Source organism: Ruegeria sp. BI11 (assembly GCF_056538005.1).
This window is the reverse complement of record NZ_JBQFSM010000001.1, coordinates 487,449-502,443: the sequence shown is the minus strand read 5'-3', so window position 1 is coordinate 502,443 and position 14,995 is coordinate 487,449. Positions and strand designations below refer to the sequence as shown.

Genomic DNA, 14,995 nt, shown 5'->3' with positions numbered 1-14,995 from the left:
CAACCGTGTTTGGGAATTTGGGCAGGCTTTTGCCGGATTTTGCATTTCCCATCGGGCAAGACCCGCCGAGACGTGATGGGGGAATTTTGCCGAGCGGCTCGTCGCAGACGCGACTCGGATAAACACGCAAAGATTGGCGCGTAAGCGAAGTAATCCCGCAATGCGGGTGACAGCGGCCCGGGATGCAGTGTTTGTGATGCTTGTCCGGACACAAACACGCAAAAAACTCAATCAGGAGGCATCACAATGAAACCGCAAACTCTGGCCGCTATTTCCGCCATCGCTCTTGGTCTGCCGACACTGGCCGTCGCACAATCCTCGGCAGATGCAAATGGAGATGGTGTACTGACCATCGAAGAAGTGCAGGCTGTTGTGCCTAGCGTCGACGCGGATGGATTCTCGGCTATGGACGCCAACGGCGACGGCGCACTGGATGAGGCCGAGATTGCCGTGGCACAGGAAGCAGGATTGCTGCCGGCAACTGACGGCTAATGCATTTACGAAAGCGGCCAGAGTGTTTCTGGCCGCTTTTCAATACCTTATTGAGGTAAGTAAATTTTGAATTTGGAACGGAGTTCAGCGTCCAGCAAAGGGTCGAAACGGGCTGGAGACGGGGTCGACAAGATCTCTTCCTTCCGCTTAATCGCTTTTTCGATCAGATCGGGTTTGCCAAGCTCGACCCATTCTTTGGGTGAAGTTCGGTCTCCGAAAACGGGATAGACATAGTCCGCCTGCATCCGACTGAGCGTTGCATCAGTGCCAAGGTAATGACCCGGCCCGCCAATGCAGACCTCGGCGATCTGGTCCAGAGCCAGTGTTTCATCGGTAACTTCGATTCCGCGCACGCACCGTTGCGCCTGGCCAATCAGGTCGTCGCTAAGGATTAGGCTCTCATGGCAAAAGCCCAGCAGTGAGGCATGCATGCCCGCCGCTTCGTACACCATGTTCAGACCTGACAGACCCGCCATGACGTTGGAACACATCTGTTCCCACCCGGCCTGCATGTCGGGCAGTTTCGAATCCGACGCGCCTGCGGCAGCTCCACCCGGCAGGTCGTAAAAACGGTGCATCTGTGCGCAACCCGCCGTCAGCAGGGCTTGTTCACCCGACCCGATGGACATCGCACCTGTCCGCAAGTCCAGACCAAAAGGCCAGGTACCAAAAACTGCTGGTGCGCCTGGGCTTACGGCATTTACGTAAACCAGCCCGGCCAGACATTCCGCAGTGGCCTGAGTTATCGCACCGGCGATGGTCGAGGGTGCGGTTGCGCCAGCCATCCCCGCAGAAAGCAGCAGAACCGGCATACCGGCCTTGATGCACTCTTCCATCACTTCGCAGCTTTCCGTTGCGAACTTCATGGGAGGAACGACAAAACAGTTCGAATTCGAAACGAAGGGACGCTCGCGATATTTGTCCTCACCGCCAGCGATCATATATATCATCTCCATCGCAGGAGCGACATGGCTGGGTTCGGTAAAGGATGTACCGATATGTTTGAAGCTGCCTGAACAGGCGGCGTAGATTGTGTTCAGGTCCATTTCCAGATTGTCCGCGATATCGCGGCAGACCATGGGGCGCTGAACAAAATGGATGTTTTCCAGCTGTTCGCAGATACGCGCAGCATCGTGCAAGTCCTGAACGGTTGAATCTCGATATTCCTGCCCATGCACGTCGACCATGCTTACTGCTGCACCGGCTGTACCATAGTGAACTTTGGTGCCCGACAGCTCCAAGTCGGTTTTTCCATCGCGGCTGAATAGGGTGACCGAGCGATTGGCCTTGGCAATCGTGTCTTCCACCAATGCGCGCGGGAATCGGATGCGACCATCGTCGCCCAGGATGCACCCGGCACCGACCAGATAGTCGATGCCGCTTTGAGGCGCATCTGCAAGGCCGATGGTTTCCAATGCGGTTAGAGCGGCTTCGTGGATGCGCTCGATCTGAGCTTGAGTAAGCACATTGAGAACACCACCTTCCATGCCCGGGCGGACGGGGCGCAGATGTTCAGGCAGGGCAGTGGCGCGGGCAGCACGACGCGCGGCGCGACCGCCGGTACGGGAAGAGGTGCGGGATTGATCGTTCATGATTCGGATTCCGGTCGTAAAGAGGGTGTCAGAGTGGTTGATTTAAATCTCTGATGGCCGCCCACGCGCCGCACGACCGCGATCCGCACCAATGGTGCGGCTGACCAGTCGAATCTTCCAAACGTCGTCTTGCATGCAGGTCCTCACCTTGTGAAACGAAGTATCCAGATGTGTCCTGTCACAATCTGTTCTGTTTGCGACCTGGGGGTCTAAAAGCGAAGTATACATGAAGATGTCACACTCTTCTTTTGTCTGCCCAAGTTTTTTTCTTGGACAAGTAAAAATCTGTTATAGTTCCTTCACTTATTTAAGAGTGGTTCGTGATCTCAATTGAATTTTAATGATCATGTACCAAGTTTTTGAGTTAACATGACTTAACCGAACGTCTCTGCGACGAAAGGTTTTTAGGAGAGATTAATGAAAGCCCTTAAGGCCCTCAGTCTCACAGCATTGGTGTCCTTCGCGACCCCGGTATTGTCTGAGGATTGGACCGGGGCTTATGCAGGTTTCAGCTTTGGATATGCAGATGCCGATGGCCCGAACGGTTCCAGCGGAGATGATCTGACCTTCGGGCCGCATATTGGCTATGACCGCGACTTCGGGAATTTTGTTTTGGGCGGCGAGCTTGAATACAACAGCCTGTCTTTGAACCTGGGTCAGAGCGAGGGTTCGCTGGACAGCATGACCCGTCTGAAGCTGCGTGGCGGCTACGATTTCGGGCCCGCCTTGGGCTATGTTGTGATCGGTGCGTCGCGGGTCGATAGCTCAGTCGATAACGATACTGCGGCTGTGTACGGAATTGGCGTCGCCTATCCCATTGGCGATCGTTTTGTAATCAGCGGCGAAGCCTTGCGGCAGGAATTCGACGATGTCACGCGGTCAGATGGCTCGTTGGATTCGAATGTCTTCAATCTACGCACCTCATTCCGGTTCTGACATCAACTAGCTTGCGGCGGCGTGACGGTTCGCCATATCCGAAGCGAACTCGCAGATCGTCGATAGGGCGGATGCAAAGCGTTCGTCGTCAATGGTCATGGCCACGCGGATATGACCAACTGCAGCAGAGCCAAAACTCTCACCCGGCATCACGGCAATGGCGTGCATATCCAGCAGGGCGTTGGCGAATTCTTCACCGCTAAGACCCGTGGCGCGGATATCTAGCATCAGGTACATGGCCCCCTGTGCCGGGACCAGACCGACCGTGTTCTGGGCGTTCAGAATGTCCACGGCCAGCGCGCGCCGCCTGCGGAAGGGTGCGGCGATCTGTTCTTCCAGCGCGTTACCTGCGTTAAGTGCGAAACTGGCGGCGTCCTGAATAAATCCCGGAACTCCATATGTGGTATGAGTGGCAAGATTGATCAGATGGGTAATCACTTCTTCTGGCCCGACAACCCAACCACAGCGCGAACCGGTCATGGCGTGCGACTTGGACATCGATCCTACGACAAGCGTACGTTCGGTCATCTCTGGCAAAGTGCGTGGCGAAATATGCGAGCCTTCCCAAACCTGTGTGTCGTAAACTTCATCTGAAATTAGCCAGAGGTCTCGCTGACGGCAAACCTCGGCGATTCCCTCAAGAGTTTGACGAGAATAGACGACCCCAGTGGGATTATTGGGCGTGTTGATTAGCAGTGAAACCGCGCCGTCTGCGGCTGCGTCAATCTGTTCGGCACGCGGCTGAAATGCGTCTTCAGCGGTGGTTTGGATCGCCCGCGCCTCGGCTCCGGCACCACGGATCGTACCGGGATAGGTGGCGTAATAGGGATCCAGAAACAGACCGACATCGCCCGGATCGCAAACTGCCACATGGGCTGCGAACAAGGCCGATTGACCACCGGGCGTGATCAGCACGTTGTGGCGGGTGGTGGGGACTCCGGTGCGCGCCTGTAGCCGTGCGGCAACGGTATCGCGCAGCAAATCCGTGCCGGGCACCATCGCATAACCGGTGTGTCCCTGACGGGCCGACAGGTCCATGGCCTCAAGAATCGAGGGGTCGGTACGAACATCATGCTCACCAATGGTCAGTTCGGTCACGGCATAGCCGTCGCTGATCATCCGCCGAGCACGATAGAACACATCCCACCCGTCACTGCCGCCACCGGTCAAATGAGTGATACGCTGCGACAATTTCATGACCCGCTCCCGTCCTGTCATTTTCGGTGACAGGGCCAGAGCGCCAGCCGTTTGTCAATCAGCTTCGCGGCGGCAGAGTGGCTTGAACCTTTTTGGTCAACGAGGCGCGAACCAGATCATACGAGGCGGTTAGCCTGTGGTGCAGTTCGTCTTTGTCGCAATCGAAGGGCAAGCGAATCCAACTGCGGTGGAAATACGGGGCTTTTTCTCCGATTCCGGCATCGATCAGCATCTGGGCGGTTTCGATGTCAGGTGTTTTGACCGATACACCGTCATTGGCCGTCCCGATGCACGCAAACATCTTGCCACCGATTATCCAGGCATCATGGCCGCCACCCCAAGGGTCGGACTGTTCCGCACCGGGCAAGGTATGGCATATTGCGTTTACATTTTCGCGGGTCATGGCGGTAGGCTGCGATGCAGAGCGGCGAAACTCAAGGCTTGGCGTCCGGCATTCTGCATGCTAGGTGATTTGTTATGAACCCGATGACCTGCATCATTATCTGCTGCATTACCTGCTGATACTTCAAGCGGGCCGGTTTCTTTCGTTTTCATCCCTGAGACAAGTTGCTAAGCCCGCGTCAACGCGACAAGCCATGCTGTCTTTAGGAGCCGACCGATGACGACGATCAAACTGCACAACACCCGGACGCGGACGAAAGAGGATTTCGTGCCGATCAGCGCCGACAAAGTGCGGATGTATGTCTGTGGCCCCACCGTTTACGACCGCGCCCATCTGGGCAATGCGCGGCCTGTCGTAGTGTTCGACGTGCTCTACCGGTTGTTGCGGCACATCTATGGTGCGGACCACGTAACCTATGTGCGCAATTTCACCGACGTGGATGACAAGATCAACGCAACCGCATTGGCGCGGCAGCAGGCTGGGGCCGAGGGCACGTTGGAGCAGTTGGTGCAGGAGCGGTCAGACGAAACCATAGGCTGGTATCTGCACGACATGGGCGCGCTTGGGGCGCTGGAGCCCAATGAGATGCCGCGCGCCACGCAATATATCGCGCAGATGATCGCGATGATCGAGGATCTGATCGCCAAGGGCCATGCTTACGCGGCAGAGGGCCATGTTCTGTTTGCCGTGGACAGCTGGAAAGAGCATTACGGCGAATTGTCGGGCCGGTCCGTCGATGACATGATCGCAGGGGCTCGGGTCGAGGTTGCGCCCTATAAGAAGAACCCGATGGATTTCGTGCTGTGGAAGCCCTCGACCGATGAACTGCCGGGGTGGGAATCCCCCTGGGGCCGGGGGCGTCCGGGCTGGCACATCGAATGCTCGGCCATGAGCTATGAGCTGCTGGGCGAGAGTTTTGATATTCACGGCGGTGGCAACGACCTGATGTTCCCACACCATGAGAATGAGATCGCGCAGAGCAAGTGTGCCCATCCGCATGGTGAGTTTGCAAAGTTCTGGCTGCACAATGAGATGCTGCAGGTGGAAGGCAAGAAGATGTCCAAATCCCTGGGCAATTTCTTCACCGTCCATGATTTGCTGGAACAGGGCGTGCCGGGTGAGGTGATCCGGTTTGTCTTCCTGCAGACCCATTATCGCAAGCCGATGGATTGGACCGAGAAGAAGGCGCGCGAGGCCGAGGCAACGCTGCGCAAGTGGCGGGCGCTGACAGCGAGCATCGAGCCCGCCGCCAGCGCGGCACCCGCAGTCGTTGCTGCGCTAAGTGACGACCTGAACACGGCGGGCGCTTTGGCTGAGCTCTACCGCCTAGCTGCGGATGGAGATGCTGCAGGCTTATTGGCTAGTGCGCAGTTGATGGGCTTGCTGTCGTCGGAAATGGGAGCGTGGGCGGATACGGATTCAGTTGACTTGACCGTTCATGCGGATCGGTTGGCAGACGCGCGGGTCATTGCGATGCAAAGCAAAGATTTCTCGGAAGTAGATCGTCTGAAAGCCGCCTATCTGGCAGCTGGGCTAGAAGTTCGCATGAGCAAAGATGGGGTCGAACTTGTGCCCGGCGCCGGTTTCGACGCCGCCAAGCTGGAGGAGGTGTGATGCCTAAAGAACGCCTCTACCTCTACGACACCACGCTGCGCGACGGGCAACAGACGCAGGGCGTGCAGTTTTCCACCTCTGAGAAGGTGCAGATCGCGCAAGCGCTGGACGCGTTGGGGGTCGATTACATCGAAGGCGGATGGCCGGGCGCCAACCCGACCGACAGCGCGTTTTTCGATGTTGCGCCAAAGACTTCGGCCTGTTTGACCGCATTTGGCATGACCAAACGCTCGGGGCGGTCGGCTGAGAATGATGATGTGCTGGCCGCTGTCATGAACGCGGGCACGCAGGCGGTGTGTCTGGTTGGCAAGTCGCATGACTATCACGTGACCCACGCGCTGGGTATTTCTCTGGAAGAGAATGTCGAGAACGTCCGCGCCTCGGTCGCGCATATCGTGGCGCATGGGCGTGAGGCGCTGTTCGATGCCGAGCATTTCTTTGACGGCTATAAGGACAACCCTGATTATGCGGTTCAGGTGTGCCGCGCCGCATTGGACGCCGGAGCGCGCTGGGTTGTACTGTGCGACACCAATGGCGGGGTTCTGCCTGCCGAGGTGGCGCGGATAGTGTCCGAGGTGATTGCCGCCGGGTTGCCCGGTGACCTACTGGGGATCCACACCCACAATGATACCGAGAACGCGGTGGCTTGCTCTCTGGCTGCTGTAGATGCAGGCGCACGGCAGATACAAGGCACGCTAAACGGGTTGGGTGAGCGGTGTGGCAATGCCAATCTGACCGCTCTGATCCCGACCTTGCTGTTGAAGGAACCCTATGCGTCCAGCTTTGATATTGGCGTCAGCGAAGAGGCTCTGGCCGGTTTGACGCGGGTCAGCCGGATGCTGGACGACATCCTGAATCGGGTGCCCAGCAAGCAATCGGCATATGTCGGCGCTTCGGCCTTTGCGCATAAGGCAGGGCTTCATGCTAGCGCGATCCTCAAGGACCCATCGACCTATGAGCATGTCGACCCGGCCTCGGTCGGTAATGCGCGGGTCATTCCGATGTCGAACCAGGCGGGGCAGTCGAATCTGCGCAAGCGTCTGACAGAGGCCGGTCTGTCCGTGGAAAAGGGCGACTCGGCGCTGGGGCGCATTCTGGATCGGATCAAGCAGCGCGAGGCCGAGGGGTATTCCTATGACACCGCGCAGGCCAGCTTTGAACTTTTGGCGCGGGATGAGCTGGGGCAACTACCGGAGTTCTTCGAGGTCAAGCGCTATAAGGTGACCGTTGAGCGGCGCAAGAACAAGTACAACAAGATGGTCAGTCTGTCCGAGGCCGTCGTCGTGGTGAAGGTTGACGGAGAAAAGAAGCTGTCGGTCAGCGAGTCCATGGACGAAAACGGCAGCGACCGGGGGCCGGTGAACGCGCTGGCCAAGGCGCTGGCGAAGGATCTGGGGCAATATTCGCAGATATTGTCCGACATGCGGCTGGTCGACTTTAAGGTGCGCATCACTCAAGGCGGGACCGAAGCGGTTACACGCGTCATAATCGACAGCGAAGACGGGCAGGGGCGACGCTGGTCGACCGTGGGTGTCAGCGCGAACATAGTCGATGCCTCGTTCGAGGCACTGTTGGACGCCATTCAGTGGAAGCTGGTTCGGGATTGCGGATCACAGACGGCGGTGGCCGAGTGACCGTGGACTTCGACGACGACGTCAAATCCTGCGCGGCACTGGTACACCGCGCCGATCCGGACCGGTTCATGGCAGTTATGGCGGCACCTGTTGCGGTGCGACCGAAGTTATTCCCGCTCTATGCGTTGAATGTTGAAGTCGCGCGGGCTCCTTGGGTCACGCAAGAGACGATGATCGCTGAGATGCGCTTACAATGGTGGCGCGATGCGCTGCAAGAGATCGCCGAAAGTAAGGCGGTGCGTCGGCATGAGGTCGTGACGCCTCTGTCGCAGGTCCTGTCGCCGCATCTGGCGGCCATTCTGGATGAGTATGTAGCTGTAAGGCGTTGGGATATTTACCGTGAACCGTTTGAGGATGAGACGCATTTCGACGCCTATATCAACCATAGCACGGGGTCCCTGTTGGTTGCGGCCGCGCATGTTCTGGGTGACGCAGATGAGGCTGTGCTGCGCGATTTCGGTTATGGCGTAGGGGTGGCGAACTGGTTTCGCGCGATCCCCGATCTTGAGGCACGCGGCCGTATTCCATTGCTCGACGGAACGCCTGACGGCGTTCATTCGCTGGCGCAAAAGGCATTGGATAGGCTTCAGCGCGCACGATCAAATACTGTGGGCATCTCGGCAGATGCCCGGCCTGCATTGTACGCCGGATGGCAGGCCGAGTGGGTTTTGAAACGGGTCATTGCACGCCCTGACCGCGTTGCGGCGGGGGATTTGGCACAAGGCGAAATTCGGCGCAGGATATCTCTGATGTGGTCCGTCGCCAGCGGACGCTGGTAGATCTTAGACCGTTTCCGCTTCGGCCGGCTTAAGTACCAGCCACAACAGCGCGCCGCCGGCCAGCGTCAGCAGCGGGATCATCGCCAGGTTCACGGCTGTCCAGCCCTCGACCGGGGAACCGCCCGAGCAGTTCATCAATCCGCCCGAAGCCAGCGACGCAAGCGTCACGCCCCCAAACACTAGAAGGTCGTTTAGCCCTTGCATCCGACCGCGTTCGTTCACGTTATGCGAGGCGGCCAGCATGGTGGTGGCACCGATAAAGCCAAAGTTCCAGCCGACGCCTAACAGGATCAGGGCGACGAAGAAATTGCCAAGACCAACGCCTTGCAAGGCGACCAAACCAGCCCCGCCCAGAATGGCCAGACCTACGGCCACAATCTTTTCGACACCGAACCGCGCGATCAGCTGACCCGTGAAAAAGCTGGGTACATACATCGCCAGAACATGGCTGGTGACAACGTCGGCGGCGTCATTGGCACTGAACCCGCAGCCCACCACTGCAAGCGGAGTCGAGGTCATGACAAGATTCATCAGTGCATAGGAGACCATCGCGCAAATGATCGCTACGGCGATGCGGGGAGTCTTGAGCATTTCAAGCCGGGTTCGCCCCTTGGGTGCGTCTTCCCTGGGCTTTTCAGGAGTTGGGATGTCGAGGAAGAAAAACAGGATCGATCCGAAAATATTTATCGCGATCACGGCCAGGTAAGTGCCAAGAAATGGGATCACATAGGCAGTCGATGTCAGCTTGACGATCTGCGGGCCGATGATGGCGGCCGCTAGGCCACCTGCCATGACATATGAAATCGCCTTGGGCCGAAACTCGTCAGACGCCGTGTCAGCCGCTGCGAAGCGGTAGAAACCGTGCGCGCTCATATAGACACCGGTCAGCAAGCTACCCAAAAGGAAGATCGGGAACGACCCTAGAAACAGGCCGTATGCTCCGACCACTCCGCCACAGGCGCCTGCGGTGGCACCAACCAGAAACCCTGCGCGCCGCCCCCAGCGTTGCATGATCGCCGAAACGGGTGTGGCGGCCAGCATCGACCCCAGAACGATCAGCGAAATGGGCAAGGTGGCCAGACAGGGGTTGGAGGCTAGTGATTGCCCAGCCAACCCGCCAACGATAAAGATCATCGGCATCTGCGCACCCAACACAGCTTGGGCCGCCACCAATACGGCGACGTTGCGCTTGGCCTGGCTGTTGTCTGGTGTTGCGGTGGAAAGTGTCATGCGCCAATGCGTAACTTTGAAAAGCCAATCATACAAGCGGGTTGCATCTGCGACAAAGCAACCTACCGTGAGCGCAGTATCAACCAGCCGGAGTGCCCATGTCGGTCGGACGCATCATTGAAACACCCGACTGTGTCGCAGAAGGGGCCGAATGGCTGTCTGCGTCCTGTCCACGCATGTCCTGGGCGATGGAACAGACCGGGCCTTTGCCGCTGCGTCGTCGCCCGGACGGGTTTGCCCAGCTTCTCAGCGCCATTGTCAGTCAGCAGGTCAGTGTGGCCTCGGCCAATGCGATCTGGAAACGCATGCAGGATGCGAAGCTGACCGGGCCGCGCAAGATTATGTGGGCCACCGATGATGATCTGAGGGCTGCCGGGCTGAGCCGTCAAAAGATACGCTATGCCCGTGCGCTTGCGGAGGCGCGTATTGATTACAAAGCTTTACGTGACGCTCCTAATGATGACGTCATTGCGATATTGACCGAAGTGCCGGGGATCGGTGTTTGGACGGCCGAGATTTACGCGATGTTCTCCCTCGGCCGTGCGGACGTCATCGCACCGGGCGATCTGGCCCTGCAAGAGGCGGCGCGTATCCTCTATGACTTGCCCAAGCGCCCTACGGACAAAGAGTTGCGCCAGATGGCCGAAGCTTGGTCGCCCTGGCGATCGGTTGCGGCCCGGGTGTTGTGGGCCTATTACCGGGTGGCCAAAGAACGAGAAGGGATCAGATGACACGGGTTTTGAATGCGCTCCGAAAAGAGCCGGTTTCGGGCGATACCCGCTCGGTCGTGGTGTTCGTGCACGGCTATGGGGCCAATGGAGCCGATTTGCTGGGGCTCGCTGATCCGCTGGGCGAACACTTGCCGGACACGCTGTTCGTTGCGCCCGACGCGCCCGAGCAAATCCCCGGTATGCCCAATGGTTTTCAGTGGTTCCCGATTCCGTGGATTGACGGCTCGTCCGAAGAAGAGGCGCGCCGTGGAATGGAAATGGCGGTCGAGGATTTTAACGCATTCCTCGACGCGCTGATGGTGGATGAGGATGTTTTGCCGGAACAGGTCGTGCTGTTCGGGTTTTCGCAAGGCACGATGATGAGCTTGCACGTAGCCCCGCGCCGCGAGGACCCTGTCGCTGGTATTGTCGCCTTTTCGGGCCGGTTGCTGGAACCCGATCTGCTGCCTGACGAGACGGTCAGCCGGATGCCGATCCTTCTGGTTCACGGCGATGCGGATGACGTGGTGCCGCCGCAATCGCTGCCTGCTGCCGCCGAAGCGCTGCAAGAGGCTGGGTTCAAAGAGGTCTACGCGCATGTGATGAAGGGCACCGGCCATGGTATCGCGCCGGATGGCCTCAGCGTTGCGCTTGCCTTTATGCGTGACAAGCTGAGCCTGTAACGATGATCGCGGTTCGCCCGATGATGCCCGAGGATGTCGCCACAGCTTGCCGTATCCTCAATGACATCATCGAAATCGGGGGCAGTACCGCGTTTGAAATCCCGTTTTCTGAAGCGCTGTTTGTACAAAGCTACCTGGATGGCGCCGATAAGATCTGCAGCCACGTCGCGTTAGATGATCAGGGCGAGGTGGCTGGTTTTCAGTGGTTAGGAACGTATGACGCCTTGCCACAGGACTGTGTCGATATTGCGACTTTCACACGCCGCCAGCCTATGTTGAAGGGGGCAGGTCGGGCCTTGTTCGCGGAAACGTCTAAAATCGCGGCGGCAATGGGGTTTACGGCGATCAATGCAACCATCCGTGCCGATAACGGAATGGGTCTCAGTTATTACGACAAGATGGGATTTCGCGACTACTCGGTCGCTTATGGCGTGCCGCTGAGGGATGGCACGCCGGTCGACCGCATCTCCAAACGTTTTGACCTGATGGCAGGCGCGGTGTTTTGACCGATCAGGTCCATTGACCGATCAGGTCCACAGGTGCCCCTCGGCAAACTCAACTGAATTGCCGGACGGGTCGCGCACGTAAAGGGAACGCGCACCGTTGGGCCAGTCGAATTCGGCATCTACGGGGATATTCCAATCCAGCAGATGCTTGCGCATCGTGTCGATCTGTTCGCGAGTCAGGACCAGACAAACATGGCCGGGCCCTTGTGCACCATGGGGCGGGACGGGCAGGTCGGGATTGCCCGGCGGTTTTTGGGTTTCTTCCGCGTTAAATAGCAACAAAACCGAACTACCAACACGAAAGAACACGTGCCGATCCGTCACACGCTGAACTTTCTCTAACGCCAGTATTTCACCGTAGAACCGCTCGGCAGCATCCAGATCGTCAACATAGAGCGCGGCTTCGAGAATGCCGTTTGGCACAGGGATATCCGGTGTGACCTTCATGCTGTAAGCCTATCACAACATGCGGTTTTTGTCACCGGCGCGGGCGGCGGTCCCTTTTGCGCTGCGGGGCGGAGTTCAACATTGGTGCAGGCAGGCTGTCCCACTGACCGGGCTCTAGTCCCTCTAGTGACCAATCGCCAATCCGAGCGCGGATCAGGCGCAGGGTCGGGTGGCCCACGGCTGCCGTCATCCGGCGCACTTGCCGGTTGCGACCTTCGCGAATCGTCAATTCGATCCAGCAATCGGGCACCGTCTGGCGCACCCGGATCGGCGGATTGCGGGGCCACAGTCCCGGTGGTTCATCCATCAGGCGTGCCTTGGCAGGACGGGTTAGGCCGTCTTTTAGCTCGACGCCGTCGCGAAGGGCTTTCAGAGCCGCGGTATCGGGTAGACCTTCGACCTGAACCCAATACGTTTTGCTCATTTTGTGCTTGGGGTCTGAAATTTGCGCCTGTAGCCGCCCATTGTCGGTCAGCAGCATCAAGCCTTCGCTGTCCCGGTCCAGTCGCCCGGCCGGGTAAACGCCGGGCAGGTCGATATAGTCCAACAAAGTGCTGCGCGGCGAATCCGCATTGGCGCGGTCGGTAAACTGCGGCAGTACGTCGAAAGGTTTGTTGAAGCGAATGAACCAGGACATGGCAAACGCCATAGCCTGCAGGCCACATCGGTGCAACCTGTGGATAACTGTCACGTTACTGTTACTGCGGCAGCTTAACCAATACCCGAGATATTGTGGAAACTCAGGGCTTGTCAGAGTTTTAACACGATATATAGTTAAGTTAAGGCCGGGGCGGGTGTTCCCCGCTCTGATGTCAAAACGGGCAGAGCAGAGCGAGGAGCGATTCTGATATGGACGGAGACTTCAGGACCGAATTTGTCAGGGAACCCGGTGCACTCAGGCATCATCCGGCATTGGTTTTGAACGCCGATTATCGCCCCTTATCCTATTACCCATTGTCCCTGTGGCCTTGGCAAGAGGCGATCAAGGCGGCCTGGCTGGACAGGGTCGACATCGTGGCTGAGTACGACGAGGTCGTACGAAGCCCCAGTACCGAGATCCGAATACCCTCGGTCGTTGTCCTGAAAGATTATGTAAAACCCAGAAAGCGCGTGGCCTTCACGCGCTTTAATTTATTTTTGCGGGACGAATTCCGCTGTCAGTATTGCGGCAGCAAGGGTGATCTGACCTTTGACCACGTGGTGCCGCGTGCGGCAGGGGGCGTCACAAGCTGGCAAAACGTGGTTGCGGCTTGCAGCCCGTGCAACCTTAAGAAAGGGTCGAAGTCTTTGCGACAGGCGAGAATGACTTTGCGCAAACCTCCGCGCCAACCGGATGCCGAGGCGCTGCGCAATATCGGGCGCAAGTTCCCACCGAACCACCTGCATGACAGTTGGATCGACTTTCTCTATTGGGATGCGGAACTGGACGAACTTTAACGAGCGCGCCAGGCGGCGATCCAGACCAGAACCAAAACGCCCGACAACACGGCGTTCCATCCTGCCATAGACAGGCCGAGCATTTCCCATGGGATGTCGTCGCAGCGCACCAGCGGCGCGGACATGATCTGATCCATCAGTTGTTCGGTAGAGAGGCCGCCAATATCACCCGACGTGCAGCTGGTCGGACCTTCCCACCATTTCTGCTCGACCCCCGCATGAAACACGCCAATGGCAGCCGTGGTCAGGGCTGCGAGCGCGCCCAGCAGCGGCAGCAACGTTGCCCGAGGTAGCGCCAGAGCCAAAGCGCCGACAAGAATGGCAGCGCCATGCGGGTACCTTTGCCAAATGCACATTTTGCAAGGCGCCAGCCCGCCGATGAACTGAAACCCCCAAGCCCCAAGCAAAAGTGCGGCAGACCCGACCGTAGCGATCAGGACCAAAGTGTTTTTGCGTGTCATAGATATTTCACCACGAAGAAGCCGCCGAACAGCAGGATAACAAACAAAGTGAACATAAGACCCAGTCGTTTCTCGATGAAGGCCCGGATCGGCTCACCAAAGCCCCAAAGCAACCCGGCAACAATAAAGAATCGCAAGGCACGGGCCAGAATGGACGTTGCGATGAAGGTACCAAGGGGCATGCCGGTCCAGCCGGACATGATGGTGATGACCTTATAAGGGAAGGGCGTTACCCCGGCCGCCAATACAGCCCAGAAACCGAAATCATTGAAGCGTGTGTTGAACTCTTCCATGGCGTGCGCCTTGCCCATCGACTCTAGGATCGGTTGGCCGAGACTTTCGTAAAAGAACGCGCCAATAGCATAGCCCAGCAATCCCCCCAAAACCGAAAAGACCAGTGCGACCGTTGCAATCAGCCAGGCGCGCGACGGGCGTGCCAAAATCATCGGAATCATCAGAACATCGGGTGGAATCGGAAAGACCGAGCTTTCGATAAAAGCCACAAAGGCCAACGCCCACAAAGCGTGTGGATGTTCTGCCAGACGAATGGTCCAGTCATAAAGCGAACGCAACATAAGGTGCTAAAATCCTGTTTTAACGTTGCGCAAGCCAAATCACGCACCCAGCAAGGCGTCAACCATTGCCGCGCAAACAAACTGGATTTTGGTTGCTTTTTGCCTCTGGACCTTCCCGATTAGGGGCGCTAATCCAATGGTCGTGGCCCAAGTGGCGGAATGGTAGACGCAGGGGATTCAAAATCCCCCGGTAGTGATACCGTGCCGGTTCGAGTCCGGCCTTGGGTACCAAAGTAAAAACAGAGGGTTAGGGAGGCCTGCTCTCTGTTTTTTCTTTTCCGGCATTGTGATTGCTCCGC

17 protein-coding genes and 1 tRNA gene are annotated in these 14,995 nt (G+C 57.9%); 10 read left to right on the top strand and 8 right to left on the bottom strand.

Annotated elements, in window-relative coordinates; genetic code table 11:
* Positions 1-246 precede the first annotated feature (246 nt).
* Positions 247-492: an EF-hand domain-containing protein gene (locus tag ACR0DT_RS02455; protein ID WP_480709224.1), complete on the top strand. Its 246-nt coding sequence runs from the start codon at positions 247-249 to the stop codon at positions 490-492.
* A gap of 47 nt (positions 493-539) precedes the next feature.
* On the opposite strand, the gene ACR0DT_RS02450 is transcribed toward ACR0DT_RS02455, so the two are convergent.
* Positions 540-2,084 (bottom strand): trimethylamine methyltransferase family protein, encoded by a 1,545-nt coding sequence (locus ACR0DT_RS02450; RefSeq protein ID WP_480709223.1) that lies wholly within the window; start codon positions 2,082-2,084, stop codon positions 540-542.
* A gap of 417 nt (positions 2,085-2,501) precedes the next feature.
* Here ACR0DT_RS02450 and ACR0DT_RS02445 point away from each other — a divergent pair, with 417 nt between their 5' ends.
* On the top strand, positions 2,502-3,020 hold the full coding sequence (locus ACR0DT_RS02445) for an outer membrane protein (protein WP_480709222.1): 519 nt from the start codon (positions 2,502-2,504) through the stop codon (positions 3,018-3,020).
* A gap of 6 nt (positions 3,021-3,026) precedes the next feature.
* On the opposite strand, the gene ACR0DT_RS02440 is transcribed toward ACR0DT_RS02445, so the two are convergent.
* Both ACR0DT_RS02440 and ACR0DT_RS02435 read right to left on the bottom strand, forming a co-directional pair.
* Complete coding sequence (locus tag ACR0DT_RS02440) at positions 3,027-4,217, bottom strand: pyridoxal phosphate-dependent aminotransferase (protein WP_480709221.1); 1,191 nt, start codon at positions 4,215-4,217, stop codon at positions 3,027-3,029.
* A 58-nt stretch (positions 4,218-4,275) separates the two neighbouring features.
* Complete coding sequence (locus tag ACR0DT_RS02435) at positions 4,276-4,620, bottom strand: MmcQ/YjbR family DNA-binding protein (RefSeq protein ID WP_480709220.1); 345 nt, start codon at positions 4,618-4,620, stop codon at positions 4,276-4,278.
* 216 nt (positions 4,621-4,836) lie between these two features.
* Here ACR0DT_RS02435 and cysS point away from each other — a divergent pair, with 216 nt between their 5' ends.
* The 3 genes from cysS to ACR0DT_RS02420 are packed head-to-tail and all read left to right on the top strand — an operon-like array spanning position 4,837 to position 8,647.
* Positions 4,837-6,234, top strand: a complete 1,398-nt coding sequence (gene cysS, locus ACR0DT_RS02430) for a cysteine--tRNA ligase (RefSeq protein ID WP_480709219.1) — start codon at positions 4,837-4,839, stop codon at positions 6,232-6,234.
* Positions 6,234-7,868: a citramalate synthase gene (gene cimA / locus ACR0DT_RS02425; protein ID WP_480709218.1), complete on the top strand. Its 1,635-nt coding sequence runs from the start codon at positions 6,234-6,236 to the stop codon at positions 7,866-7,868. The genes cysS and cimA overlap by 1 nt, the downstream gene beginning before the upstream one ends.
* 2 nt (positions 7,869-7,870) lie before the next feature.
* On the top strand, positions 7,871-8,647 hold the full coding sequence (locus ACR0DT_RS02420; protein ID WP_480709649.1) for a squalene/phytoene synthase family protein: 777 nt from the start codon (positions 7,871-7,873) through the stop codon (positions 8,645-8,647).
* A gap of 3 nt (positions 8,648-8,650) precedes the next feature.
* On the opposite strand, the gene ACR0DT_RS02415 is transcribed toward ACR0DT_RS02420, so the two are convergent.
* A complete protein-coding gene (locus tag ACR0DT_RS02415; protein WP_480709217.1) occupies positions 8,651-9,877 on the bottom strand; it encodes an MFS transporter in 1,227 nt (408 codons plus the stop codon).
* A gap of 98 nt (positions 9,878-9,975) precedes the next feature.
* Between ACR0DT_RS02415 and ACR0DT_RS02410 the strand changes: the two genes are divergently transcribed.
* From ACR0DT_RS02410 to ACR0DT_RS02400, 3 genes are read left to right on the top strand one after another with little or no spacing between them, the layout of a single operon-like run.
* Positions 9,976-10,608, top strand: coding sequence for a DNA-3-methyladenine glycosylase family protein (locus ACR0DT_RS02410; RefSeq protein WP_480709216.1), 633 nt, complete (start codon positions 9,976-9,978; stop codon positions 10,606-10,608).
* Positions 10,605-11,270, top strand: a complete 666-nt coding sequence (locus ACR0DT_RS02405) for an alpha/beta hydrolase (protein WP_480670363.1) — start codon at positions 10,605-10,607, stop codon at positions 11,268-11,270. Before ACR0DT_RS02410 ends, ACR0DT_RS02405 begins: the two co-directional genes overlap by 4 nt.
* 2 nt (positions 11,271-11,272) lie before the next feature.
* Complete coding sequence (locus ACR0DT_RS02400) at positions 11,273-11,776, top strand: N-acetyltransferase family protein (protein ID WP_480709215.1); 504 nt, start codon at positions 11,273-11,275, stop codon at positions 11,774-11,776.
* A 21-nt stretch (positions 11,777-11,797) separates the two neighbouring features.
* On the opposite strand, the gene ACR0DT_RS02395 is transcribed toward ACR0DT_RS02400, so the two are convergent.
* On the bottom strand, positions 11,798-12,223 hold the full coding sequence (locus ACR0DT_RS02395; RefSeq protein ID WP_480709214.1) for a VOC family protein: 426 nt from the start codon (positions 12,221-12,223) through the stop codon (positions 11,798-11,800).
* Between the two features lie 31 nt (positions 12,224-12,254).
* Complete coding sequence (locus tag ACR0DT_RS02390) at positions 12,255-12,860, bottom strand: rRNA large subunit pseudouridine synthase E (protein ID WP_480709213.1); 606 nt, start codon at positions 12,858-12,860, stop codon at positions 12,255-12,257.
* A gap of 212 nt (positions 12,861-13,072) precedes the next feature.
* On the opposite strand from ACR0DT_RS02390, the gene ACR0DT_RS02385 reads away from it, so the two are divergent.
* Positions 13,073-13,660 (top strand): HNH endonuclease, encoded by a 588-nt coding sequence (locus tag ACR0DT_RS02385; protein ID WP_480709212.1) that lies wholly within the window; start codon positions 13,073-13,075, stop codon positions 13,658-13,660.
* Here the strand turns inward: ACR0DT_RS02385 and ACR0DT_RS02380 are convergent.
* Together ACR0DT_RS02380 and ACR0DT_RS02375 are read right to left on the bottom strand one after the other, a co-directional pair.
* Entirely contained in the window at positions 13,657-14,121 is a 465-nt protein-coding gene (locus ACR0DT_RS02380) for a disulfide bond formation protein B (RefSeq protein ID WP_480709211.1), read from the bottom strand. The two genes, ACR0DT_RS02385 and ACR0DT_RS02380, sit on opposite strands and share 4 nt — an antisense overlap.
* Positions 14,118-14,696, bottom strand: coding sequence for a YqaA family protein (locus tag ACR0DT_RS02375; RefSeq protein ID WP_480709210.1), 579 nt, complete (start codon positions 14,694-14,696; stop codon positions 14,118-14,120). Before ACR0DT_RS02375 ends, ACR0DT_RS02380 begins: the two co-directional genes overlap by 4 nt.
* A gap of 145 nt (positions 14,697-14,841) precedes the next feature.
* Between ACR0DT_RS02375 and ACR0DT_RS02370 the strand changes: the two genes are divergently transcribed.
* Positions 14,842-14,927: transfer RNA gene (locus ACR0DT_RS02370), tRNA-Leu, on the top strand.
* Positions 14,928-14,995 lie beyond the last annotated feature (68 nt).

Coding starts and splice junctions, on each gene's coding strand:
- ACR0DT_RS02455 (WP_480709224.1), top strand. CDS start 247: ATGAAACCGCAAACTCTGGCCGCTATTTCCGCCATCGCTCTTGGTCTG.
- ACR0DT_RS02450 (WP_480709223.1), bottom strand. CDS start 2,084: ATGAACGATCAATCCCGCACCTCTTCCCGTACCGGCGGTCGCGCCGCG.
- ACR0DT_RS02445 (WP_480709222.1), top strand. CDS start 2,502: ATGAAAGCCCTTAAGGCCCTCAGTCTCACAGCATTGGTGTCCTTCGCG.
- ACR0DT_RS02440 (WP_480709221.1), bottom strand. CDS start 4,217: ATGAAATTGTCGCAGCGTATCACTCATTTGACCGGTGGCGGCAGTGAC.
- ACR0DT_RS02435 (WP_480709220.1), bottom strand. CDS start 4,620: ATGACCCGCGAAAATGTAAACGCAATATGCCATACCTTGCCCGGTGCG.
- cysS (WP_480709219.1), top strand. CDS start 4,837: ATGACGACGATCAAACTGCACAACACCCGGACGCGGACGAAAGAGGAT.
- cimA (WP_480709218.1), top strand. CDS start 6,234: ATGCCTAAAGAACGCCTCTACCTCTACGACACCACGCTGCGCGACGGG.
- ACR0DT_RS02415 (WP_480709217.1), bottom strand. CDS start 9,877: ATGACACTTTCCACCGCAACACCAGACAACAGCCAGGCCAAGCGCAAC.
- ACR0DT_RS02410 (WP_480709216.1), top strand. CDS start 9,976: ATGTCGGTCGGACGCATCATTGAAACACCCGACTGTGTCGCAGAAGGG.
- ACR0DT_RS02405 (WP_480670363.1), top strand. CDS start 10,605: ATGACACGGGTTTTGAATGCGCTCCGAAAAGAGCCGGTTTCGGGCGAT.
- ACR0DT_RS02400 (WP_480709215.1), top strand. CDS start 11,273: ATGATCGCGGTTCGCCCGATGATGCCCGAGGATGTCGCCACAGCTTGC.
- ACR0DT_RS02395 (WP_480709214.1), bottom strand. CDS start 12,223: ATGAAGGTCACACCGGATATCCCTGTGCCAAACGGCATTCTCGAAGCC.
- ACR0DT_RS02390 (WP_480709213.1), bottom strand. CDS start 12,860: ATGTCCTGGTTCATTCGCTTCAACAAACCTTTCGACGTACTGCCGCAG.
- ACR0DT_RS02385 (WP_480709212.1), top strand. CDS start 13,073: ATGGACGGAGACTTCAGGACCGAATTTGTCAGGGAACCCGGTGCACTC.
- ACR0DT_RS02380 (WP_480709211.1), bottom strand. CDS start 14,121: ATGACACGCAAAAACACTTTGGTCCTGATCGCTACGGTCGGGTCTGCC.
- ACR0DT_RS02375 (WP_480709210.1), bottom strand. CDS start 14,696: ATGTTGCGTTCGCTTTATGACTGGACCATTCGTCTGGCAGAACATCCA.